This window comes from Candidatus Pelagibacter sp., from assembly GCF_052049855.1.
In the GTDB taxonomy this organism is placed as follows: domain Bacteria; phylum Pseudomonadota; class Alphaproteobacteria; order Pelagibacterales; family Pelagibacteraceae; genus Pelagibacter.
This window is the reverse complement of the sequence record NZ_JBNGZE010000003.1, coordinates 70,283-92,410: the sequence shown is the minus strand read 5'-3', so window position 1 is coordinate 92,410 and position 22,128 is coordinate 70,283. Positions and strand designations below refer to the sequence as shown.

The 22,128-nt window shown below is 27.2% G+C and carries 21 protein-coding genes and 1 tRNA gene; 13 read left to right on the top strand and 9 right to left on the bottom strand.

The genetic code is table 11. The features are described 5' to 3' along the window. Positions 1–27 precede the first annotated feature (27 nt). From pheS to ACTT9X_RS06005, 4 genes are read left to right on the top strand one after another with little or no spacing between them, the layout of a single operon-like run. Positions 28–1,095: a phenylalanine--tRNA ligase subunit alpha gene (gene pheS / locus ACTT9X_RS06020; RefSeq protein ID WP_440934734.1), complete on the top strand. Its 1,068-nt coding sequence runs from the start codon at positions 28–30 to the stop codon at positions 1,093–1,095. Then, positions 1,092–3,500, top strand: a complete 2,409-nt coding sequence (gene pheT, locus ACTT9X_RS06015) for a phenylalanine--tRNA ligase subunit beta (protein WP_440934733.1) — start codon at positions 1,092–1,094, stop codon at positions 3,498–3,500. Before pheS ends, pheT begins: the two co-directional genes overlap by 4 nt. Positions 3,501–3,508: 8 nt before the next feature. Continuing rightward, positions 3,509–5,317, top strand: a complete 1,809-nt coding sequence (lepA, locus tag ACTT9X_RS06010) for a translation elongation factor 4 (protein WP_440934732.1) — start codon at positions 3,509–3,511, stop codon at positions 5,315–5,317. After that, the gene (locus tag ACTT9X_RS06005; protein WP_440934731.1) at positions 5,307–5,999 is read left to right on the top strand and encodes a class I SAM-dependent methyltransferase; all 693 of its coding nucleotides are present in this window, start codon (positions 5,307–5,309) and stop codon (positions 5,997–5,999) included. The genes lepA and ACTT9X_RS06005 overlap by 11 nt, the downstream gene beginning before the upstream one ends. On the opposite strand, the gene ACTT9X_RS06000 is transcribed toward ACTT9X_RS06005, so the two are convergent. The 3 genes from ACTT9X_RS06000 to ACTT9X_RS05990 are packed head-to-tail and all read right to left on the bottom strand — an operon-like array spanning position 5,989 to position 8,715. After that, complete coding sequence (locus tag ACTT9X_RS06000; protein ID WP_440934730.1) at positions 5,989–6,738, bottom strand: class I SAM-dependent methyltransferase; 750 nt, start codon at positions 6,736–6,738, stop codon at positions 5,989–5,991. The two genes, ACTT9X_RS06005 and ACTT9X_RS06000, sit on opposite strands and share 11 nt — an antisense overlap. Continuing rightward, positions 6,731–7,876 (bottom strand): dTDP-4-amino-4,6-dideoxygalactose transaminase, encoded by a 1,146-nt coding sequence (gene rffA, locus ACTT9X_RS05995; protein WP_440934729.1) that lies wholly within the window; start codon positions 7,874–7,876, stop codon positions 6,731–6,733. The genes ACTT9X_RS06000 and rffA overlap by 8 nt, the downstream gene beginning before the upstream one ends. Further along, positions 7,873–8,715, bottom strand: coding sequence for a glycosyl transferase family 17 (locus tag ACTT9X_RS05990; protein WP_440934728.1), 843 nt, complete (start codon positions 8,713–8,715; stop codon positions 7,873–7,875). The genes rffA and ACTT9X_RS05990 overlap by 4 nt, the downstream gene beginning before the upstream one ends. 45 nt (positions 8,716–8,760) lie before the next feature. On the opposite strand from ACTT9X_RS05990, the gene ACTT9X_RS05985 reads away from it, so the two are divergent. The 3 genes from ACTT9X_RS05985 to ACTT9X_RS05975 all read left to right on the top strand — a co-directional run bounded on the left by ACTT9X_RS05985 (position 8,761) and on the right by ACTT9X_RS05975 (position 12,311). Continuing rightward, a tRNA-Ser gene (locus ACTT9X_RS05985) sits at positions 8,761–8,850 on the top strand. Positions 8,851–8,964: 114 nt separating this feature from the next. Continuing rightward, entirely contained in the window at positions 8,965–11,028 is a 2,064-nt protein-coding gene (locus tag ACTT9X_RS05980) for a DNA gyrase subunit B (protein ID WP_440934727.1), read from the top strand. A gap of 2 nt (positions 11,029–11,030) precedes the next feature. Continuing rightward, entirely contained in the window at positions 11,031–12,311 is a 1,281-nt protein-coding gene (locus tag ACTT9X_RS05975; protein ID WP_440934726.1) for an ActS/PrrB/RegB family redox-sensitive histidine kinase, read from the top strand. On the opposite strand, the gene ACTT9X_RS05970 is transcribed toward ACTT9X_RS05975, so the two are convergent. From ACTT9X_RS05970 to ACTT9X_RS05960, 3 genes are read right to left on the bottom strand one after another with little or no spacing between them, the layout of a single operon-like run. Beyond that, on the bottom strand, positions 12,308–14,107 hold the full coding sequence (locus ACTT9X_RS05970) for a cobaltochelatase CobT-related protein (protein WP_440934725.1): 1,800 nt from the start codon (positions 14,105–14,107) through the stop codon (positions 12,308–12,310). The two genes, ACTT9X_RS05975 and ACTT9X_RS05970, sit on opposite strands and share 4 nt — an antisense overlap. After that, on the bottom strand, positions 14,108–15,082 hold the full coding sequence (gene cobS / locus ACTT9X_RS05965) for a cobaltochelatase subunit CobS (RefSeq protein ID WP_075484811.1): 975 nt from the start codon (positions 15,080–15,082) through the stop codon (positions 14,108–14,110). It lies immediately after the preceding gene. Continuing rightward, positions 15,066–15,599, bottom strand: coding sequence for a J domain-containing protein (locus tag ACTT9X_RS05960; protein ID WP_440934724.1), 534 nt, complete (start codon positions 15,597–15,599; stop codon positions 15,066–15,068). Before ACTT9X_RS05960 ends, cobS begins: the two co-directional genes overlap by 17 nt. A gap of 17 nt (positions 15,600–15,616) precedes the next feature. Here ACTT9X_RS05960 and ACTT9X_RS05955 point away from each other — a divergent pair, with 17 nt between their 5' ends. After that, positions 15,617–15,877, top strand: coding sequence for a BolA/IbaG family iron-sulfur metabolism protein (locus ACTT9X_RS05955; protein ID WP_440934723.1), 261 nt, complete (start codon positions 15,617–15,619; stop codon positions 15,875–15,877). On the opposite strand, the gene aroB is transcribed toward ACTT9X_RS05955, so the two are convergent. Further along, complete coding sequence (gene aroB, locus ACTT9X_RS05950; RefSeq protein WP_440934722.1) at positions 15,866–16,972, bottom strand: 3-dehydroquinate synthase; 1,107 nt, start codon at positions 16,970–16,972, stop codon at positions 15,866–15,868. The two genes, ACTT9X_RS05955 and aroB, sit on opposite strands and share 12 nt — an antisense overlap. Continuing rightward, positions 16,959–17,471 carry a shikimate kinase gene (locus ACTT9X_RS05945; RefSeq protein WP_440934721.1) on the bottom strand — a complete coding sequence of 171 codons (513 nt, stop codon included), beginning with the start codon at positions 17,469–17,471 and terminating at the stop codon, positions 16,959–16,961. Before ACTT9X_RS05945 ends, aroB begins: the two co-directional genes overlap by 14 nt. A gap of 57 nt (positions 17,472–17,528) precedes the next feature. Here ACTT9X_RS05945 and ACTT9X_RS05940 point away from each other — a divergent pair, with 57 nt between their 5' ends. From ACTT9X_RS05940 to truA, 5 genes are read left to right on the top strand one after another with little or no spacing between them, the layout of a single operon-like run. Continuing rightward, on the top strand, positions 17,529–17,711 hold the full coding sequence (locus ACTT9X_RS05940) for a hypothetical protein (protein ID WP_072091133.1): 183 nt from the start codon (positions 17,529–17,531) through the stop codon (positions 17,709–17,711). Continuing rightward, on the top strand, positions 17,686–19,449 hold the full coding sequence (locus ACTT9X_RS05935) for a hypothetical protein (RefSeq protein ID WP_440934720.1): 1,764 nt from the start codon (positions 17,686–17,688) through the stop codon (positions 19,447–19,449). The genes ACTT9X_RS05940 and ACTT9X_RS05935 overlap by 26 nt, the downstream gene beginning before the upstream one ends. Positions 19,450–19,470: 21 nt before the next feature. Then, on the top strand, positions 19,471–19,989 hold the full coding sequence (gene def / locus ACTT9X_RS05930) for a peptide deformylase (protein WP_440934719.1): 519 nt from the start codon (positions 19,471–19,473) through the stop codon (positions 19,987–19,989). A gap of 2 nt (positions 19,990–19,991) precedes the next feature. After that, positions 19,992–20,915 carry a methionyl-tRNA formyltransferase gene (gene fmt, locus ACTT9X_RS05925; RefSeq protein WP_440934718.1) on the top strand — a complete coding sequence of 308 codons (924 nt, stop codon included), beginning with the start codon at positions 19,992–19,994 and terminating at the stop codon, positions 20,913–20,915. Further along, entirely contained in the window at positions 20,915–21,655 is a 741-nt protein-coding gene (truA, locus tag ACTT9X_RS05920) for a tRNA pseudouridine(38-40) synthase TruA (RefSeq protein WP_440934717.1), read from the top strand. Before fmt ends, truA begins: the two co-directional genes overlap by 1 nt. Here truA and ACTT9X_RS05915 read toward each other — a convergent pair. Next, positions 21,635–22,126: an SET domain-containing protein gene (locus tag ACTT9X_RS05915; RefSeq protein ID WP_440934716.1), complete on the bottom strand. Its 492-nt coding sequence runs from the start codon at positions 22,124–22,126 to the stop codon at positions 21,635–21,637. The genes truA and ACTT9X_RS05915 overlap by 21 nt on opposite strands. Positions 22,127–22,128: the final 2 nt, after the last annotated feature.

Sequence of the window (22,128 nt, the reverse complement as noted above, 5' to 3'; positions counted from 1 at the left end):
TATTTCTTAAGGAAATAATCTACTAATATGTCAGAGATAAAAAATATTAGAGATCAGTTTATATCAAAGCTAGAAAATGATTTAAGCATTGATCAAATAAATGAAATCAAAACCGATCTCTTTGGTAAAAATGGTTTAATTTCATCAAAATTTAAAACAATAGGGTCAATTCCAGAGACTGATAGAAAAAAATTTGCGTCAGATTTAAATCAAGTTAAAGATGAGCTTCAGAATTTGATAACTTCTAAAATTAATGAGATAGAAGGAAAAAAGATAAACGAAAAATTAGAAAAGGAAAAAGTTGATATAACTTTACCTGAAAGACCATTCGTTAGAGGAAAAGTTCATCCAGTATCACAAACTATTGATGAAATTTCATCTATTTTCTCTGAAATAGGATTTAGTGTTGAGGAGGGACCTGATGTTGAAAATGAATATAACAACTTTACTGCTTTAAACACACCGGACAATCATCCAGCAAGAGATATGCATGATACATTTTACTTAGATGAAAACAAAGAAGTTTTGTTACGAACTCATACTTCACCAGTTCAAATTAGAACTATGCTAAAAGACAAACCTCCATTTAAAATCATTGCTCCTGGGAGAACTTATAGATCTGATAGTGATCAAACACACTCACCAATGTTTCATCAAGTAGAAGGTTTGCATATTGATACAAATATTAATATGGGACATTTAAAAGGATGCTTGAATTATTTTATTAAAGAATTTTTTGAAGTCGAAAAAATTAAAATGAGATTTAGACCTAGTCATTTTCCATTTACAGAACCATCTGCAGAAGTTGATATTGGTTATGAAATAAAAGAAGGCAAAATAATTATCGGAGAAGGAGATAAGTGGCTTGAAATTTTAGGCTGTGGCATGGTGCATCCTAATGTTTTAAGAAATGTAAAAGTAGATCCATCTAAATATCAAGGATATGCCTTTGGCATAGGTATAGACCGATTAGCAATGCTTAAATACGGCATAAATGATTTAAGAGCGTTTTTTGATTGTGATTACAGATGGCTAAATCATTTTGGTTTTGATCCACTTGATGTCCCTTCAAATTACAGAGGTTTAAGCAGATGAAGATTACATATGATTGGTTAAAAGATCATTTAAAAATAAGTGCTAAAGAAGATAAACTTCTTGATAAACTAACAGACATAGGTCTCGAGGTTGAGAGTATAGAAAATTTATCCGAAGGATTAGACTTATTTAGAGTAGCAAAAATCATTAAAACAGAAAAACATCCTAATGCAGACAGACTTAAAGTTTGTGATGTTGATGTTGGTAATAATGAAATCAAAAAAGTTGTTTGTGGGGCTGCAAATGCTAGAGAGGGCCTTCTTACTGTGTATGCTCCACCAGGTGCTATAATCCCAAAAAACAAAACTAAACTTGTTGTTGCTAAAATTAGAGATGTTACATCTTATGGAATGCTTTGTTCTGAATCTGAATTGAATTTATCAGATGAAAGTGATGGAATTACTGAATTATCATCTTCGAAATATGCAAAAAATATTGGAAAAAGTTATTTTTCTAAACCAAGTTCTAATCTTATCGATTTATCAATCACACCAAATAGACCAGACTGTCTTGGTGTTCGGGGGATAGCGAGAGATCTATCAGCCGCAGGTTTTGGAAACTTAAAACCAGAAAAAGATAAAAAAATTAAATCTAATAAAAAACAGACATTAAAAGTAAAAATAACAAAAGAAAAAAATCAAGGGTGTTTGTCTTTTGGCAGCTGCTTGATAACTAACGTCAAAAATACAGAAAGTCCTAAATGGCTGAAAGATAAGTTAATTTCTATAGGCCAAAAACCAATATCTGCAATTGTAGATATTACAAATTATGTCATGATTGATATTAATCGTCCTTTGCACGCATATGATGCTGATAAAATTGATAAGGGAATAATTGTTAGAAATTCAAAATCAGGAGAAGAATTTACTGCTCTAGATAATAAAAATTATAAACTAGATGATGGAATGTGTGTAATAAGTGATAACAAAGGTGTATTAGGCCTAGGAGGAATTATCGGAGGAACAAGATCTGGTACAGAGTTAGGTACAAAAAATGTTCTATTAGAATCAGCTTATTTTGATCCAAGATCAATTAGAAAAACTGCTAAAAAATTGAATATCGATACAGATGCTAAATTTAGATTTGAAAGAGGTATTGATCAGTTATCTATTGAAGTTGGATTAAATAAAGCAGCTTTTTTAATTAAGGAAATTTGTGGTGGTGAAATTAGCAAAATAGATATTCAAAAAATTGAAACTTATAAAAACAAAGTCATAAAATTTGAACCCAAAATGTTTGAAAAAATTACTGGTTTTAAAATTTCAACCAAGGAAATGATTAACATCTTAGAAAAACTTGGTTTTAAATTAAAAAAAGAAAAAAAATTCTTTAAATTATCAGTTCCATCTTGGAGACCAGATATCGTTCAAGAAATTGATATAGTTGAGGAAATTGTAAGAATTAGTGGCTATGAAAAAATAAAAATAGAAAATCCTATTAAAGAAAGATCAAAAAATACTTTAAATCCAACTCAAAAGTTATTTCATTTTCTTCAAAGAGCAGTAGCATCTAAAGGGTATCTGGAGGCTATTACTTGGTCTTTTACAGATTCAAAATACAACGATCATTTTAAAGAGGGCAATAAAGAAATAAAAATTGTAAATCCAATTAGCTCTGAATTGGGAGTATTAAGAAATTCTATTTTTTCAAATTTAGTGATGTATATGAGCAAAAATTTAGATAGAGGAATTAAAGACTTATCAATATTTGAAATAGGACCAATATTTTATGGTTCACAACCTGGGGCTCAAAATACAGTTGTTTGTGGTTTGTCAGCTGGGAAAAAATCCAGACTTTCATGGATTGAAAAAGGGAGAAATATAGATGTTTTTGATATTAAAAGAGATGTTATACAAACTTTAGTTGAAGCTGGTTATGACTCAGAAAAATTTTATATTGATGATGAAAGTCCTAAATATTATCATCCAGGAAAATCAGGTAGAATATTTTTAAATAAGGGAAAAGATAAGGTAGCAGCGTATTTTGGTGAAATTCATCCAAACATTATCAAAACGCTAGATATTAAAACAGAATCTTTATTAGGATTTGAAATATTTCTAGAAAATTTAAAATTACCAAAAAAACCTTTAAAAGATCAAAAAACAAAATATTCAGTATCTGACTTTCAAAAATCCGAAAGAGATTTTGCATTTATTATTGATAAAAAAATAAGTGTACAGGATTTAGTAAGTGTCATATCAAATATTGATAAAAATTTAATTTCAAATGTCAAAGTTTTTGACGTATACGAAGGAGATAATATTCCTAAAAATCAAAAATCAATTGCTATCAGTGTAACAATTCAATCTTTGGAAAAAACTTTAACGGATAATGATTTAGAAAAAACTAATAATTTGATAATAGAAACAGTTGAAAATAAAACTGGTGCTAAAATTCGTTCCTAAAATAATTAATGAGTTCAATTGATAATATAAGAAACTTTGCGATAATTGCGCATATAGATCACGGAAAATCTACTATAGCTGATAGAATTATTCATAGTTGTGGTGGATTAACTGAAAGAGAGATGAAAGCTCAAGTTTTAGACTCAATGGATATTGAACGTGAAAGAGGAATCACAATCAAAGCTCAAACAGTAAAATTAAACTATAAAGCTAAAAATGGTAAAAATTATATTTTAAATATCATTGATACCCCAGGTCATGTAGATTTTAGTTATGAAGTAAGTAGATCTTTATATGCATGTGAAGGTTCAATTTTAATCGTAGATAGTACACAGGGAGTAGAAGCCCAAACTTTAGCAAACGTTTATCAAGCGCTTGATACTAATCATGAAATAGTACCTGTTTTAAATAAGGTAGATTTGCCAGCTTCAGATCTGGAAAGAACAAAAAAACAAATCGAGGATGTAATAGGAATTGATACTGAAAATGCAATTCCGTGTTCAGGTAAAACTGGAGAAGGTATAGAAAATATTTTAGAGCAAATTATTACAACTTTACCAGCACCAAAAGGAGAAAGTTCAGCAGATTTAAAATGTTTATTAGTTGATAGTTGGTATGATACTTATTTAGGTGTAGTTATTTTAGTTAGAGTAATTGACGGTAAACTTTCGAAACATATGAAAATTAAAATGATGTCTACTAATCAGGAATATATTGTTGAGAAAGTTGGAGTTTTTACTCCAAAACCTGTTGATATTAATGAATTAAAAACAGGTGAAATTGGCTTCATTACAACAGGAATTAAAGTTTTATCCGAAACAAAAGTTGGAGATACAATTTGTGATGCTTCAAAACCATTAAAAGAAGCTTTACCTGGATTTAAACCTAGCAAACCCGTAGTTTTCTGTGGATTATTCCCTGTAGATAGTTCTGAGTTTCAAAAATTAAAAGAGGGTTTAGCAAAGTTGCAACTAAATGATGCAAGTTTTTCATTTGAGCCAGAAACCTCATCTGCTTTAGGATTAGGTTTTAGATGTGGATTTTTAGGTCTGCTTCATTTGGAAATTGTAACCGAAAGGCTTGAAAGAGAATTTGATGTTAATCTATTAACAACTACACCTGGTGTTGTTTATAAAGTTCATCTAAATAACAAAAGCATAATTGATCTTCAGAACCCTTCAAGTCTACCCGATCCAACGTTAATAAAATATATCGAAGAGCCGTGGATAAAAGCAACAATCATTACACCAGACCAATATTTAGGTTCAATAATAAAAATGTGCCAAGATAAGAGAGGAATTCAAACTAATTTAAGTTATTCTGGAAACAGAGCGGTTGTTAATTATGAGTTGCCACTTAATGAAGTAGTTTTTGATTTTAATGATAGATTAAAATCAATGACTAGTGGATATGCTAGTTTTGATTATGAAATTATTGAACATAGGGAAGGAGATTTGGTTAAGCTTGGAATATTAGTAAATGGTGAACCTGTTGATGCTTTGGCGATGATGATTCATAAAGATTTTGCACAAAAAACTGGGAGAGAAGTATGTGAGAAATTAAAAAATTTAATACCAAGACATAATTTTATGATTCCAGTTCAAGCTGCAATAGGAGGTAAAATTATTGCAAGAGAGACAATTAAGGGATTTAAAAAAGATGTATTAACTAAAATTCATGGTGGAGGCGCAACAGACAGAAAAAGGAAACTTTTAGAAAAGCAAAAGAAGGGGAAGGCAAGATCTAAACAATTTGGTAGAGTTGAAATACCTCAAGAAGCATTTATTGGTGTATTAAAAATTAATAATGAAAAATAAAAAAATAAATATTTTTATCTTTAAACTTAAACACATATTGCCAAGAATAATTTCAAGTTTCAAAAAAAAAAAAATTAAAAAAAATTCTGATTTTTCGAATTTTGAAAGTTTAATTACAGATAAAAACTTTTCAACTTACTGGTTTTTAAATAATTATAAAATAATAGGAAGTTTTTTTCCAAAAGATTATAATAAAACTTTTAATTATTTAGAAATAGGGTCTTTCGAAGGATTATCCTGCTTATTTGTTCTTTCTTATTGGAAGAAGGCAAATGTTACTTGTATAGATACCTGGGAAACTAGTAAAGATAGGTCTCAAGTTTTAGATTTTAATTTTGAGAATATAGAAAAAAAATTTGACACAAATTTAAAGGATTTTTCTATTAAAAAAATTAAAAGTACTTCTGAACAAGCCTTTAAGCAACTTATGGAAAAGGATAGTTTTGATTATATTTATATTGATGGATCACATAACGGTATAGATATATTTAATGATGCTTTGGCATCATTTAAGATATTGAATGTTGGTGGAATTATTATCTTTGATGATATTACTAATATTTATGAAGATATAGAAATGCAGCCATACAATGCATTTGAAAAATTTTATAGATTACATAAAAAAAAAATTAAAATTCTTTATCTCAAAAATATTGCAGTAATAAAAAAAACTAATTTATAGTTTTAAATTCATATAATCTTAGTTGAGAAAAACCTTCAATTGTTGTTTGAGGTAGTTTCCAACCAGTCAAATTGAGTAAATCATTATAACTAGGCTTAGGATTAATTGCTGCATTTAAAACTCTTGATGTAAAATAATATGTTGAAAAAAGTTCCTTGATATCAACTAATTTCACACCCTCAAAACTTGTTTTTTTTAGTTTTGAGTCATCCAAATATAAATTGTGCCACGGTTTAATAATTTTTTTTAATTTCAGTTTATTTCTCATATCATTAATTTTTTTTAGACCATCGTTAGAACTTTCCATAAGTAAAATTTTGGTTTTTGGGCTCGAAAGAAATTTTAATTGATTAATAAATTTTTTTTGATCATTCCATGAAGTGAGATTTTGCACAGATCTTTTAGTAATAATATAATCAAAATTTATCTTTTCTTTAAATTCTTTTTTTATTTTGTTCATATCCATACAGTAATAATTAATATTTTTAGATTTTCTCTTTGCTACTTTAATTAGATTCTGACTGAAATCTATACCATAACAATTACAATTATTTTTTTTTTTAAGATTTCTTAAAAGCTCACCATCACCACAGCCTATATCTAATACATTTTTTTTGTTTTTTATGATTGATAAAAAAATATTAATCTCGTTGATTTCTAAATTTATATCATTTGTACACTTTAAGTTCTTTTTCCCTGCTCTCAAATTCCAATAATCTAAAATTTTTTTTTTATTCATTGTTAAATTCTTTAATATTTTTAATAATTTTATTGACTTCTTTTCTTGTCATATCTGGAAATAAAGGAAGTCTTACTATTCGATTATAAATTTTTTCAGTTACAGGTAATTTAGAATTTCTAAATTTTCTACCCATTTTAGACTTGTGAAGTGGAACATAATGAAAAGTAGCAGCAATATTTGATTTTTGCATCTTATTCTTAAAGTTATTTGATAATTTTGAATTTTTAAATATTAAAACAAATAAATGATATGCACTGTTCGATTTTGCTGGGGGTTTTATTAAGTAAAATTTTTTAGTTTTAAGATTAAAAATAGTCTTATTAAAGACATTCCATAAATATTTTCTCCTCTTTTGTATTTTTTTTACTTTTAGCATTTGAGAATATAATAATGCACTTGCAAGTTCAGAGGCACGATATTCTGAACCAATATCTACCCAACTATAAAATTTTTTATTATTTGATTTGATTATTTTGCTTCTGAAATTATTAATAAATCTTTTTCTATCTGTACCTTTATCTAAAACATTGTTAGCTCTTTTAATGAGAGAAGAATTATTAATTGAAATACATCCACCTTGCCCAGCTACTAAATTTTTTGTTTCATGAAAACTAAATACACCTATATCTCCTATTGTACCTAAAAATTTATTGTTGCTTTTTCCTAGAAAAGAGTGAGCAGAGTCCTCAATTAAATATATTTTATTTTTTTTTGCTAATATGGAAATTTTTTCAATTTCACAAGGATTACCGGCATAATGAATTACGTAGATTGCTTTAGTTCGCTTACTTATTTTTTTTCTAATGTCCTCGTAAGATATATTTAAAGTAAAAGGATTTATGTCTGCAAAAATTGGTTTAGCTCCTCTTAAAACTACAGCATTTGCAACTGATACAAATCCATAAGAAGGCATAATAACTTCATCATTTTTTTTTAAATTAATTAAAATAGCCGAAATTTCTAATGCAGCAGTACAACTATGCGTCAAAGCAACAAATTTAGATTTGATTAATTTCTTTAGTAATATTTCAGTCTTATTTTGGAAATATCCATCTGTAAGTATTTTAGATTTTAAAACTTTTTTGATGTAATTAAAATCAGAATTATCAAGTGATGGTTTAGTTATGGGTATCATTGTAATATCCATTCATGATATAATTGCATATTTTTCTGTATATATTCTGGATAAGTTTCGTCTATTTCTGTCCTCTTCAAATTTAGATTTCTATCGAAAGGATCTTTTAAATTTTTAATATTATTTTCAATTGAATTAATGTCTTTGAAATTGTCTTTATTAAATTCAGTGTGAGCCATATCCTCAATTTTTTTTGAAATTTCTTTCGGCTTCATTAAGTAAGTAAAATGCCATCCACCTTTTTCAATTAATTCAATATTTTTTTCTTTATCTATTCTCCAGAAAGGATATTCTAAATTTTTAATTTTGAGCAATCTTAATTTAAAAAATGATTTTAGGTTTTTCTTCTGACATATCCTTGATCCTGCCCAATTTCCATTACCTTCATCGATGTTCATAATATTTAATTTATAGTAATACATATTTTGTAAAAAAATTCCAAATTTATGTTTTTCAAAATTAAAACTGTTTATAATATTTGGATTAGGTATTTCATCTTCATCTGAAAAAATTATTAGATCATTCTTACTGGCTGATTGAATTCCTCTAAACAAGTTTTCCATTTGTAATCTTAACAATTTATAGTCTTTTTTTCCTTTGATTTTAATATCTGGTAAGTCGGTAACTTTTATATATATAATTTTGTTTTTATATTTTTCTGGTATTTTTGGATTAAAATTAAAATCTTTTTTTAAGCCAGTGTGACTTTTATTTGCTTCGCAAATAACAAAATAATCTACTACATCTTTTAATACTTCAAATCTTAGTTGAAACAACATATTTGCTTGATAAAATGTTATACAATCATAGATTTTATTTTTAGTTGTATTTTTAATCATAGAAATAATTAACATAAAATTAATTAATATCTATTTTTGATTTGTGGAGAGGTGGCCGAGTGGTTGAAGGCGCACGCTTGGAAAGCGTGTAAAGGAGCAATTCTTTCATGGGTTCGAATCCCATTCTCTCCGCCATGAAATTAGCCTTATTTTTCAACTATAATTTAATTGATATAATTTTAATTTTAAAAGATTAATCAGCAATTTTTTTAAAAAATGTTATAATTTTTTATTTCCAAAAATTTAAAAATGACAAATAAAAATACATATCAAGCAGATTCTATTAAAGTTTTGAAAGGTCTTGAAGCTGTTAGAAAAAGACCCGGAATGTATATTGGGGATACAGACGACGGCACTGGTCTGCATCACATGGTTTATGAAGTTGTTGACAACTCAATTGATGAAGCTCTAGCAGGTTATTGTAAGAATATTAGTGTAAAAATAAATCCTGATGGAACTGTTACAGTAAATGATGATGGTAGAGGTATTCCAGTAGATATCCATAAAGGAGAAAAAAAATCAGCCGCAGAAGTTATTATGACCCAACTTCATGCTGGTGGAAAATTCGATCATGAGTCTTATAAAGTTTCAGGTGGATTACATGGAGTAGGTGTTTCTGTTGTTAACGCGTTGTCAGAAAAATTAAAGTTAGAAATATACAGGGATGGAAAAAAATATTATATAGAGTTTCAAAATGGAGAAGCTAAAGCTCCATTAAAAATAATAGGTAAAGAAAAAAATACTGGTACACAAATAACATTTTTACCTTCAAAAGAAATCTTCTCTTCAATAAAGTTTAGTCCAAATATTCTTATTAAAAAGATGCGAGAGTTAGCATTTTTAAATAAAGGGATTAGAATAAAATTTACAGATGCGAGTCAAAAGAAAGAGAAAATTTCAGAGTTTAAATTTGATGGTGGTGTTTTAGAATTTGTTGATTTCTTAGATGAAAAAAGAGAAAAGTTACAAAACAAAAATGGAAATGATTTATTTAAAAAGCCGATTTATATTGAAGGTAAAAAAAATAATATTGAATTAGAGTGTTCTTTAAAATGGAATGCTGGATATACAGAAGATATTTTTGCATATACAAACAATATTTATCAAAAAGATGGTGGAACTCATTTATTAGGTTTTAGAAGTGCGCTAACCAGGGTAATTAACAAATACGCTAATGAAAATAATTTACTGAAGAAAAATAAATTGGCGATTTCAGGTGATGACATAAAAGAAGGTCTTACATGTGTTCTATCAACCAAGATTCCTGATCCAAAGTTTTCTTCACAAACAAAAGATAAACTAGTTTCATCAGAAGTCAGAATGATAGTAGAAACGCTTGTAAATGAAAAATTATCTACTTGGTTTGATCAAAATCCTTCGATTGCAAAAATAATTTTAGCTAAAATTATACAAGCAGCAATGGCCAGAGACGTTGCTAGAAAGGCTAGAGAAAATGTTAGACGAAAAGGAGCCCTAGAATTAAGTGGTCTTCCAGGAAAATTAGCTGATTGCCAAATTGGAAAACAAGAGGGAACAGAACTATTTATTGTAGAGGGGGATTCAGCAGGTGGTTCAGCAAAACAAGGAAGAAATAGAGCAAATCAAGCGGTTTTACCTCTAAGAGGCAAAATATTAAATACGTATGTAGAAGACTTTAAGGTGAAGAAAAATGGGAATGGTAATGGAAATGGATCTGATCATAGAACAAAAGCTTTATCCAAAATGATTTCTTCAAATGAGATAGTTACTTTAATAAATGCTTTAGGTTTAGATCCAAAAGCACAAGAGATTGATTTAAAAGATTTGAGATATGGAAAAATAATTATTATGACTGACGCTGATGTAGATGGATCACATATAAGAGCTCTTCTTTTAACATTTTTTAATAATAAGCCATTCAATAAATTAATTGAAAATGGCCATGTTTATTTAGCACAACCACCATTATTTAAGATCAACAAAGGTTCCAAGGGTATTTATATCAAGGATGAAGAAGAGTTAGAAAATTATATTATAAATAATAATAAAGAATTAAAAAAAATTAAAAAAAGCTCAAAAGAATATTCCAAAACCATTGACTTAGAAAAATCAAAAATGAATATTCAAAGATTTAAAGGTTTAGGAGAAATGAACCCGGAAGAGTTATGGAGCACAACACTAGATCCTGAAAAAAGAAATTTACTTCAAGTGAAATATTCTAAAGATTTAAAAAAAGATCAAAGTTTAATACATACTTTGATGGGAAATGATGTTGCATTGAGAAAAGATTTTATAGTATCAAATGCTATAAATGTTCAGAATCTTGACATTTAAAAATGAGGTTTTTTCAAACTTCAAAACATCATTCATTTAAAAAATCGACATATGTAGCTTTAAGATGGATTGGAATTTTAGGACAATTGATTGCAGTAAATTTTGTATATTTTTTTTTAAATTCTAATTTTGATTTTGTTACATCAAATTTAATAATATTTTTAGGTGTATTAAGCAACCTATATTTAATTTTTATTTATAAAAAAACACAACTTTCAGATAGATCAGCTTTTCTTTTTTTATTTATTGATATTTTGCAATTGGGTATTTTACTTTACTTATCTGGTGGAATAATGAATCCCTTTGTAATTTTTTTATTAATACCAAGTGTATTTTCGTCATCGAATTTAAGCTTTGTTACTAATACTTTATTAGTTATCTTAACGATAATTATAATTATATTTTTAACTTTTTATTATCAAGATTTACCAATTAATTTAAATAGTGATCTTCATAATAATCATTATTTTTATTACTCTATACCAACATCATTAATCATTGCTTTGGTATTTTTAAATTACTTTGCAATGACATTTGGAACACAATCAAGATTAAGAAAAGAGGCATTGGGAAAAATGGAGGAAGTGATGGCTAAAGAACATGAGCTTTTATCTCTAGGAGGTCAAGCAGCTGCTGCAGCCCATTCTTTAGGCACTCCACTTTCAACAATAACAATAATTTCTCACGATTTAATGAAACAATTTAAGGGTCAGAAGGATATAGAAAAAGATATAGAACTATTAAATAGTCAGGTTGATCGATGTAATGAAATCTTGAAGCGTTTAACTCTTAACCCGGTTGAAGAAGATGAATTTATAGATAAAGATATAAATATTAGAGATTATTTAAGTGAAATTATTTCATCATTTAAAGAAATTAGTAAAAAAGATTTTATTTTAAATTTTGATCAGGACTCTAACCCTAAAAAAATAAGCAAATCTATTGAGATAGTTTATGGATTAAGAAATTTCATAGGAAATGCTAATAAATTTGCCAAAAACAATATTTTTGTTAATGTAAAAAGTGATAGTGAAAGCACAGAGATTACTATTGAGGATGATGGCAATGGTTACCCCAGAGATATTATATCAAAAATTGGAGAACCATATTTAAAATCAAATTCTCCAAATGATAAGTCTAAGCAAGGCCTTGGTCTTGGACTGTTTATTGGAAAAACTTTATTAGAAAAAAATTTTGCAACAGTAAATTGTAGAAATTCAAAAACACGTGGTGGAGCTGAAGTTAATATCAAATGGAAGAATAAAGAGTTATTTAATATTTAGTGGAATTTTTTCTTTGTTTCAAATAATGAACTTAATTGAGATATCATAACATCTCCTAATTCATTTACATCAGTAATCTTTATTGCTTTGTCATAGTACCTTGAAACATCGTGACCTATTCCTATGGCTAGAACTTCGATATCTGATTTATTTTCAATAAATTTTACTATTTTTTTTAAATGTTTTTCTAAAAAGTCTCCTGAATTTACGGAAAGAGTTGAATCATCTACAGGTGCTCCATCTGAAATCACCATCAGAATTTTTCTTTCTTCTTTTCTTTTTTTAATTCTATTAAAAGCCCACGATATTGCTTCTCCATCAATATTTTCTTTAAGCAAACCCTCTTTAAGCATTAGTCCCAAATTATTTTTTGCTTGTCTCCAATGAGTATCTGCACCCTTGTATATTATATGTCTTAAATCATTTAATCTACCCGGCGTTTTAGGTTTTGAATTTTTTGTCCAGAGCTCTCTACATTGTCCACCTTTCCAGTTTTTAGTTGTGAAACCTAAAATTTCAACTTTTACCGAGCATCTTTCAAGAGTTCTAGACAAGATATCAGCACATATAGCTGCAATAGTAATTGGTCTGCCTCTCATGGATCCAGAATTATCAATTAATAAAGTTACTACCGTATCTTTAAAATCTAAGTCCTTCTCTTTTTTAAAAGATAAAGAATTATAAGGGTCCATAATAATTCTTGGAAGTTTAGAGCTGTCTAATAACCCTTCCTCTAAATCAAATTCCCAAGCCCTATTTTGTTTTGCAAGCAATTGTCTTTGAAGTTTATTTGCTAATTTTGTTATAACATCTTGGAAACCAATTAGCTGTTGATCTAAACTTTTTCTTAGTTTAGTTGCTTCATCAGCATTTTCTAAATTCTCAGCTTTTACTATTTCATCATACTGTGTAGTAAAAATTTTATAATCAAGATTTATATTATCTATATTTTTTTTTACTATTTGTTCTGAACTTTGTTCATCAGATTCAACTTCGTTGAGCTGTTCATCTAAATTAAATTCATCAATGCTATAATCAGCGTCTAGAGATGCTTGGGTTTCCTGGTCATTGTTTTCATCTTTGCTATCATCTGTATCGCTGTTTTGATCATCATTTGAAGGATTGTCTTGCCCCTGATCCTGATTTTCTTGCTCTTTTTCGTTATCTTCATCACTTTGAAAAATATCCATTTCTTCCAATATTTGAGAAAACTTTGAGGAGTAAGTATTTTGATCCTCTAGATTATTCATCAAAAATTCCTTATGTTTTTCAATAGAATTTTCAAAATCTTTTTCCCAAAAATTTAACATTCTAGAAGTTAGAGCATTTAACTTTATTTTATGAAAGTTTTTTAGCATATATAATTCAAAAGCCTCTGCCACAGGTACATCATCTTTTGTTTTTAATTGATCTTTTCTTTTACGATTAATTATTTGTGAATAGTTTTCATGAAAGTTTTTTTCAATACCTTTAAGCATTTTACCACCAAGGGCCTCATATCTAATTTTTTCAGCAATATTATAAAGTGATCTAGACGAATTGTTGCTAGGTAAGTTTTTTTTATAAATTAACTCACTAGAAAATTTTTTTTTAAGGGCGCTTGAGTCTGTCTCTGCACGTAGTCTTATAAAGTCGCTTGGATTAGTAAGACTATCAATTTCTAATGAAATAATATCTTTAGCTTTTTTTTCTTCGAAGTTTTTTTTATTTAAATCAAAATCATCAGCAATTACTTTTGCTGTTGAATTTAAAGCAATTCTGAATTTTTCTTTTAAGTTTGATTCTTTAGAGCTCATTTAAATTTGAATATTAACCAAAGACTCTGGCAATTCTTCCCCAAAACATCTTTGATAATATTCTGCGATAGTATTTTTCTCAATATCATCACATTTATTTAGAAAAGTTACTCTAAAAGCGTAACCAGTGTCTTTAAAAATTTCAGAATTTTCAGCCCAATGCAATACAGTTCTAGGACTCATTACCGTTGAAATATCTCCTGCTATAAATCCTTTACGTGTAAGGGATGCAACTTTTATCATATTGGCAACTTTTTCTTTACCTTTTGCATTATTTAGATTTTTATTTTTAGACAACACAATATCCATTTCTCTATCCAGGCTAAGATAATTTAATGTTGTAACGATATTCCATCTGTCCATCTGACCTTGGTTAATTTGCTGTGTACCATGATAAAGACCTGTCGTATCACCCAGTCCCACAGTATTTGAAGTAGCAAATAATCTAAAAAATTTATTTTGTTTAATTACTTTGTTTTTATCTAGTAATGTAAAATTTCCCTCAGCTTCCAAAACTCTTTGAATTACAAACATTACATCAGGTCTACCAGCATCATATTCATCAAATACAAGTGCAACTGGATTTTGTATAGACCATGGTAAAATTCCTTCATTAAACTGTGTTACTTGTTTGCCATCTTTTAGAACGATCGCATCTTTTCCAATCAAATCAATTCTACTTACATGACTATCTAAATTTACACGGATACAGGGCCAATTTAATCTTGCAGCTATTTGTTCAATGTGAGTAGATTTTCCAGTGCCATGATATCCTTGAACTAAAACTCTTTTATTAAACGCAAATCCTGAAATAATAGCTAAAGTAGTATCTCTATCGAACTTGTAATTTTTGTCAATTTCAGGAACATATTCATTTTTTTTTGAAAATGCGTCAACTTCCATTTCTGAATCAATTCCAAAAGTTTGTTTTAATGAAACTTTAATATCTGGTTCTGTATTAAGATTTGGTGTCAATTTTTTCTCTATAGGTATTTTTTAGTTGGGTGTAAGCCAAAGTTATAAGTTTAAGTTTTTCCTCGTATTTTTTATTTCCAGAATTCATATCAGGGTGAAATTTTTTCACAAGTAATTTGAATTTATCTTGTATTTTCTTCCACTTTAAACCCACAGAAACTCCCAATATTCCAAAAGCTTTTATATCTTTATGATCAAATTTAAATTGACGCATATGATTATATTCTCCATTTATTTTTTCTTTATCTAACTCATCTCTTAAAGTTGTATTCCATAACACTTTGAAAAAATTATCTGAAGAGCTAAAGCTTTGTGTGGGTTTGTGCCAAGTCATGTCAGATTTTAAAAAATCCATTACTTGGTCATCATTCATTCCTGAAAAATAGTTCCAATTTTTATTAAATTCTTTTACATGTTCAAGGCAAAGCATTCTAAATTTTCTGCTGTTATCTTTTTCAACCGGCGCCTTATATTCACCTATTTCATTACAATTATTCCAGTCACAAATATTTTTCATGATATATAATAACATATATGGATATAAATGAGTTAATTACAATTGTAAAAAATAAATTATTAAATCAAATTAATATTGAAAGCATAAATATTGAAGATAAATCTTTTCTTCATAAAAATCATAAAGGAAATCAAGAAGGAAAATATCATTTAAAATTAATTATTGTTTCTGAAGAGCTAAAAAAAATGAATAAAATTGAAAGTAATAAAAAAATTTACAAGATTTTAGATCAAGAATTAAAAGAATTTATTCACTCAATCCAAATTTTAATTAATTAAAAAATTTTTCAGAAATAAATTCAACTTTTTTTTGGAGTATTGTTTGTTGAAAATTGGCTTACCAATTTTTTTTAACAAAACTAAGTTAATTTTTTTAGAATTATTTTTTTTATCTTTGATCATAAAAGATAAAATCTTATTCAAATCTCTGATAGAAAAATATTTTTTTAAAGAAGAAGGTAGACCAGAATTACCAATATGATTTACAATTAAATTATATTCACTTTTATTTAGCATGTTTTCCTTAAAACTAAAACTCAGTGCTGTTTTCATTCCAAGTATCACGGCTTCACCATGATTTAGTTTATGGCTGTACCCTAAGCCTGCCTCATAAGCATGGGCAAATGTATGGCCAAAATTTAATATTTTTCTTAATGCTATTTCTTTTTCATCTTTTTCAACTACTTTTTTTTTAATTTTACAACTTTCATAAATTGCTTTTTCAATAAATGGAGAAGAAAGACTTAAAACTTTTTTAAGATTTTTATTTAAAAAACTAAAAAATTTTTTATTATCAATTAATGAATGCTTCAATATTTCTCCATATCCACAAATTATTTCTCTTTTTGATAAAGATTTAAGAAATTGAATATCCGAGAGAACCAGTGATGGTTGATAAAAGCTTCCTATTAAATTTTTACCATATTTAGAATTAACCCCAGTTTTTCCCCCGATTGATGAATCAACTTGAGCTAAAAGAGTTGTTGGAATATTTGCAAACTTTAGGCCCCTTTTAAAAAGACTAGCCGCAAAACCACTTACATCTCCTGTAATTCCTCCTCCTAAAGAAATTAAAACATCATTTCTTGAAAAGTTTTTATTTAATAAAACTTCTAGAATTTTATTAACGCTATTAATATTTTTATTTTTTTCACTAGCATTAAAAAATAACACAAAAATACTTTTATTTTTTAAAGACTTTTTAATATTTGAGACAAATTTTTTTGGAACATTTTTATCAACAACAATTAAACATTTATCAAAATCAATTGAATTAGATTTAAAAATTTTTGATACACTTGAGGTCAAATTTGATCCAATAATTATTGGATATTTTTCAGTTTTAGTTACTATGTTTAATTTAACTTGTTTCATAAATTCCAACAATTTTTTTTACTATTTCAATTTTAGTAAGATTATCACATTTTATCTCATATAAAGCTTTAGAATAAATGTTAGATCGTTTCTTAATTAAATCAATTAACTCAGTATCTGTTGCATTAATCGCTAATGGTCTTTTTTTACTGTTTTTAATTCTATTTAACAATGTTTTATCATCCCAATTTAGCCAAAAAGATAAATGATTTTTTAAAATTTCTTTCCTAATATTGTTATTTGTAAAAGCTCCCCCACCAAGTGAAATCACAGTAGAACTTAATTTAAGTTTTTTTAAAGTTGTTTGTTCTTCAATTTTTCTAAAATAATTTTCACCCTTTACTTCAAAGATTTTTTTTATTGTAATGTTTAAATTTTTTTCAATTTCTTTATCAATATCGACAAAATTTAATTTTAATTTCTTAGCTACTAAAGATCCAATAGAGCTCTTACCAGAACCCATCATCCCCAAAAAAACTAGATTTTCTTTTGATTTCATAAGTTTCTTTATTGAAAAAACATAAATATGTCTTAATTTGAAATTATCTAAAAGTATATGCAATTCATTAAAAACACAAGTTCAGGCAAAGCAAGTATCATAGGACTTGTGATTAAATCTATAATTGGATTAGGGGTTATTTTAGGTATTATTTTTTTTCTAAGTACAATTGATTTTCCTGCACCTAAAAAAGAAATTGAAAAAATTATTCCAAATGAAAATTTTAAAATTGTTAAATAAGAAAATTCTTTTAAATAAATTAGTTTGTCTTATTTTTTTTACATCTGCGTTTGCAGAAGAGAAACCGATTGATATTTGGAATATAGAAAAAAAAAATAATCAAGTTATTTCAGAAACAAATATTTCAAGTGAAAATTCTAGCGTTACTACTCAGAATAGTGTTTACGAACTACAAACAAATAAACAAACAGATACTATTAAACTTGATAAAGAATTTTTATCAAAAGAAATTAAAATTGTTGGATTATACGATCCTAGTGAATACGGTTTGAGTATGGATATGTGGTCAAATTCTGATGGAACTAAATTAAAAAATTTATTTGAGAATATTAATAAGTTTAATCTTTCTGAGGATGCATCTGATATAATGCACATATCTTTATTAACCAACGCTTATTCCCCAACTCAAAATATTACTGAGAAAGAATTCATGAGCTTTAAATCTGATTGGTTAATAAAGGATGCAAACTTAGAATTAATAGAAGAGTATTTAATTAAAAATCAAATTATAAATTTGCATCCAAATTTAACAAGATATTTGGTAGATACTTATTTATCAGAATCAAACATAAAAAAATCATGTGAGATTTTTTCTAAAAATTCTGAACCCATTCAAGATGAATATCTATCAAAATTTAATTTATATTGCTTAATCAATTATGGAAAAAATGAAGAGGCACAACTAATCTTAGATTTAAAAAAAGAGTTAGGTTTTGAAGATAGTTATTACGAAAACAAAATAAATTATTTATTTGGATATCTAGATGATGCGGATAAACAAATATCAATAAATTCAATTTTAGATTTTCATTTAGCTCATAGAACTAACTCTGAGTTTTCCTATGAACCAACAGGAGATACACCTAAAATAATTTGGAAATATCTTTCAGCTGCTAATTTACTTTTTAAAATTCAAGATATAGAAATTACCGATGTAGAAAAAATTTCTACAATAGAAAAAGCTGTTAATGATAAAAATTATTCTGAAGAGGAGTTATTCGAATTTTATAAAAAATTCCAATTTAATATTAATCAATTTTTAAACGCAAAAGAGGCTTATAAATCTTTATCTTCAATCGAGGGACGCGCTCTTTTATATCAAAGAGCTCTTTTAACAGAAGAACCAAAAATCAAATTAGAATTTATAAAACTTTTAAAGGATCTATTCATATCTGATGATATTGGCGATGCCTTCGATTTGGAATTAAAAAAATTTTTAAGTGAAATTAATGTTGAGGATGTTCCATCAAATTTTACAACATTTTATAATAGTAATCTAAACAAGAAAGAGACAGCAGATAAAAAGATTAAATATAATAGTAAAATTTTGCATCAATCAAAACTTATAAATTATTTTAATGGGGACTATGCAAAATCTAAAATTGAAGAGGATCTAGATAAATTTTTAAAGAAAATTAAAAAAGATAAAAAATATTTTTTATCAAAAAAAGATATAATTTTTTTAGAGGCGCTTAAATCTGATGGAGTTGAAATTTCAAAAAAATATGACAGTCTTTATGAGGTAAAGCAATCAGAAATGCCTGCCGATATTCAAACAATGATAGATAATAATGAGATTGGTGCTGCATTGTTGAGAATAATTGAGGTAATTGGACCTGACAAAATTGAAAATATTGATGAAGATACAGTTTATTTTATTATCAATACTTTAAATCAACTAAATGTTGATTTAATTAGAAATAAACTATTGCTAAAAGTTCTTCCTTTAAAAGTGTAAAAATTATAATAAAATCAAGTTATGGCTATCAGAACTATAATAACAGAACCTAATAAATTGCTTAGACAAATTTCTAAACCAGTCAATGGCGTTGGAAAAGAGGAGCAAAAATTGATGGATGATATGCTTGAGACAATGTATGACGCAAATGGAATTGGTCTCGCAGCGATACAAGTTGGTGTACCAAAGAGAATTATTGTAATGGATATAAGTAAAGATGAGACTAAAAAAGAGCCAAGATATTTCGTAAATCCAGTTATTAAGAATAAAGACTCAGAAAAAGCAACTTATGAGGAGGGATGTCTTTCTGTGCCAAATCAGTTTGCAGAAATTGATAGACCTAGCAAGTGTGAAGTAGAATATCTTGATTATCATGGAGAAAAGAAATTGCTAAAGGCAGATGGTCTTCTTGCAACATGTATTCAGCATGAAATGGACCATTTAGAGGGAATACTATTTATTGATTATCTTTCAAAATTAAAAAGGTCAATGATAATTAAAAAATTATCTAAGAAAAAATCTACAGCAGCAGTTCTTTAAACATGCTAAAGAAAATAGTTTTTATGGGTACACCCATGTTCGCTGTTCCAATTTTAAAATCACTTTATCAAAATGGATTTCCTATTTCTTGCGTTTATACACAACCACCTCAAAAATCTAAAAGAGGTCAAAAAATTAACAAGTCACCAATTCAATTAATTTCAGAAACTTTAAACATAGAATTTAGAACACCAAATTCATTAAAAGAAAATTTAGAGGAATTAGAGTATTTTAAATCTTTAGAGGCAGATTTAGTAATAGTTGTTGCTTATGGTCAAATTATACCCAAGTCATATTTAAATTTAACTAAAAAAGGATTTATTAATATACATGCATCTATTCTTCCAAAATGGAGAGGTGCTGCTCCTATTCAAAGATCAATTATGAATTTAGATAAAGAGACAGGAATTAGTATTATGAAAATAAGAGAGGAACTAGATACAGGACCTGTATGTAATATTTATAAAATTAATATAGAAAACAATTTAAACGCTGAAGATATTAATGAAAAGCTATCAAGTTTGGCTGCAGAGAAAATTTTAGATAATATCGATAATATATATGAAGATAAAGCAAACTTTATAGAACAAGATCACTCATCAGCGACATACGCACCAAAAATTCAAAAATTAGAGGGGCAGATTAATTGGAAAGAAGATGCTAAAATTATAATTGGTAAAATAAATGGACTTTATCCAGTTCCAGGAGCCTATTTCATGTTTAATGGTGAGAGATATAAAATATTAAAAGCAGAAATTGGACAAGCACAAGGAAAACCAGGTGAGGTTTTATCTGAACATTTAGAAATTTCATGTGGAGATAAAAAATCAATAAAAATTAAAAAAATACAAAGAGAAGGAAAAAAACCTCAAAGCATTGGGGAATTTGTTTTAGGAACACAAATTAAAAAGGGTTCATTTTTGTAATGAATAGATACCAAATACTCATTGAGTATGTAGGGACAAATTTTAGAGGTTGGCAAATTCAAAAAAAGGGGCCAACAATCCAAGGATTAATTCAAGAAAAATTATCAAAACTATTAAAAGAAAAAATTATTTTACATGGCCAAGGAAGAACTGATGCAGGGGTTCATGCATTTGAGCAATCTGCGCACTTTGATTGCAAAAATAAAATAACCGATAAAATTAAATTTTTAAAATCAATTAATCATTTTTTAAATTTAAAGAACATTGCAATTAAAAATATTAAAAAAAGAAATAATAAATTTCATGCTAGATTTTCAGCAAAACAAAGAATTTATAAATACTTTATTTTTAATCAAATAAGCCAACCAATAATTGAAAAAAATAGAGCGTGGCATGTTCGTAGGCCTTTAAATTTAGACTTAATGAAAAAGGGTGCAAAAAAGTTATTAGGAACCAATGATTATTCAACTTTTAGATCTTCAAGCTGTCAAGCTAAAAGTCCAATTAAAACTATTAAATCAATTAAAATTAAATCATCAAAAAATAAAATTGAATTTCAATTTAGTTCTCAATCATTTTTACAACATCAGGTTAGATCTATGATTGGTTGTTTAAAATATTTGGGAGAAACTAAATGGGATTTGAAAACTTTTGAAAAGAGATTTAAGTCAAAAAAAAGAACACTGTGTGCGCCTCCAGCACCACCAAGTGGTTTATTTTTATTTAGAGTTCTTTATTAATTGATTTTTATTGCTCATAGCAAACTTTTTATTTATTCGCCATCTAGATTCAGCTCTTACAATATACCCACAACAGTTTTTTGATTTACATTTACAAGGAAATTGTTTGTAGTTTTCATCATAACCAAATCCATAATCACAGGTAAACTCCTCGCCTTTTTTAATATCTTTGATTGCTTTGACCCAAACCTTCAATCCCTTTCCATCATAATCACAATTATTATCACAAGAATGATTAATTAAACCCGCGGTATTCCATGAAAAATCTCCATCTAGGTCGTATCTTTTATTTATTGTAAATAAATATATTGGTTTACTATTATCGTACTTATCAGAGTCTTGTGTTTGTTTTTTTGTTATAAGTTTTCCAACATAGTCAATTATTTTAGTTCCTTCTTTAATGTCGCGAGTTGCATAAAGTCCTCTACCTTTATTATCAATGCCTGATTTTTTTATTTTATATAACTTCATGA

What these genes read in the sequence shown, in the direction of transcription:
- pheS (WP_440934734.1), top strand. Translation starts at nt 28, where the DNA reads ATGTCAGAGATAAAAAATATTAGAGATCAGTTTATATCAAAGCTAGAA.
- pheT (WP_440934733.1), top strand. Translation starts at nt 1,092, where the DNA reads ATGAAGATTACATATGATTGGTTAAAAGATCATTTAAAAATAAGTGCT.
- lepA (WP_440934732.1), top strand. Translation starts at nt 3,509, where the DNA reads ATGAGTTCAATTGATAATATAAGAAACTTTGCGATAATTGCGCATATA.
- ACTT9X_RS06005 (WP_440934731.1), top strand. Translation starts at nt 5,307, where the DNA reads ATGAAAAATAAAAAAATAAATATTTTTATCTTTAAACTTAAACACATA.
- ACTT9X_RS06000 (WP_440934730.1), bottom strand. Translation starts at nt 6,738, where the DNA reads ATGAATAAAAAAAAAATTTTAGATTATTGGAATTTGAGAGCAGGGAAA.
- rffA (WP_440934729.1), bottom strand. Translation starts at nt 7,876, where the DNA reads ATGATACCCATAACTAAACCATCACTTGATAATTCTGATTTTAATTAC.
- ACTT9X_RS05990 (WP_440934728.1), bottom strand. Translation starts at nt 8,715, where the DNA reads ATGATTAAAAATACAACTAAAAATAAAATCTATGATTGTATAACATTT.
- ACTT9X_RS05980 (WP_440934727.1), top strand. Translation starts at nt 8,965, where the DNA reads ATGACAAATAAAAATACATATCAAGCAGATTCTATTAAAGTTTTGAAA.
- ACTT9X_RS05975 (WP_440934726.1), top strand. Translation starts at nt 11,031, where the DNA reads ATGAGGTTTTTTCAAACTTCAAAACATCATTCATTTAAAAAATCGACA.
- ACTT9X_RS05970 (WP_440934725.1), bottom strand. Translation starts at nt 14,107, where the DNA reads ATGAGCTCTAAAGAATCAAACTTAAAAGAAAAATTCAGAATTGCTTTA.
- ACTT9X_RS05960 (WP_440934724.1), bottom strand. Translation starts at nt 15,599, where the DNA reads ATGAAAAATATTTGTGACTGGAATAATTGTAATGAAATAGGTGAATAT.
- ACTT9X_RS05955 (WP_440934723.1), top strand. Translation starts at nt 15,617, where the DNA reads ATGGATATAAATGAGTTAATTACAATTGTAAAAAATAAATTATTAAAT.
- aroB (WP_440934722.1), bottom strand. Translation starts at nt 16,972, where the DNA reads ATGAAACAAGTTAAATTAAACATAGTAACTAAAACTGAAAAATATCCA.
- ACTT9X_RS05945 (WP_440934721.1), bottom strand. Translation starts at nt 17,471, where the DNA reads ATGAAATCAAAAGAAAATCTAGTTTTTTTGGGGATGATGGGTTCTGGT.
- ACTT9X_RS05940 (WP_072091133.1), top strand. Translation starts at nt 17,529, where the DNA reads ATGCAATTCATTAAAAACACAAGTTCAGGCAAAGCAAGTATCATAGGA.
- ACTT9X_RS05935 (WP_440934720.1), top strand. Translation starts at nt 17,686, where the DNA reads ATGAAAATTTTAAAATTGTTAAATAAGAAAATTCTTTTAAATAAATTA.
- def (WP_440934719.1), top strand. Translation starts at nt 19,471, where the DNA reads ATGGCTATCAGAACTATAATAACAGAACCTAATAAATTGCTTAGACAA.
- fmt (WP_440934718.1), top strand. Translation starts at nt 19,992, where the DNA reads ATGCTAAAGAAAATAGTTTTTATGGGTACACCCATGTTCGCTGTTCCA.
- truA (WP_440934717.1), top strand. Translation starts at nt 20,915, where the DNA reads ATGAATAGATACCAAATACTCATTGAGTATGTAGGGACAAATTTTAGA.
- ACTT9X_RS05915 (WP_440934716.1), bottom strand. Translation starts at nt 22,126, where the DNA reads ATGAAGTTATATAAAATAAAAAAATCAGGCATTGATAATAAAGGTAGA.